The organism is Micromonospora sp. LOL_015 (assembly GCF_048060275.1).
GTDB lineage: Bacteria > Actinomycetota > Actinomycetes > Mycobacteriales > Micromonosporaceae > Micromonospora_E.
Genome location: NZ_JBHMIO010000189.1, coordinates 1 through 446, shown reverse-complemented (window position 1 = coordinate 446; position 446 = coordinate 1). Strand labels below are relative to the sequence as shown.

Genomic DNA, 446 nt, shown 5'->3' with positions numbered 1-446 from the left:
CTACCGCGATCCCGCCGGACTGCACTGGCGCACACGCGAAACCCACGGCCGTGCCCCGGGCGCTCTGGCGATCACCTCGCCCTACGACCCCGACACGCGCTACAGCGTCAAACGTGGCGCCGGCTGGAACGGCTACAAGGTCCAGATCAGCGAGGGCTGCGATGACGCTCGCCCGCACCTGATCACCTATGTGGACACCGTGCCGGCCACCGAGGCCGACATCGACACCACCGCGCGCGTGCACGAAACCCTGGCCAGACGCGATCTGGCCCCGGTCGAGCATCTGGCCGACTCCGCCTACGTCACCGCCGACGAGATCCTGCACGCGGCAGACCGACACCGTATCGAGTTGATCGGACCGGTCGGTCACGGAAACCAATGGCAGAGCAAGAGTAGCGGCGCCTTCGACACCGACGCGTTCACCATCGACTGGGACACCCTGACCG

General features: G+C 67.5%; 1 pseudogene. It reads left to right on the top strand.

From position 1 onward, the window contains the following. Positions 1-446, top strand: a pseudogene (locus tag ACFHWU_RS29415) (IS5/IS1182 family transposase); the annotation flags it as partial.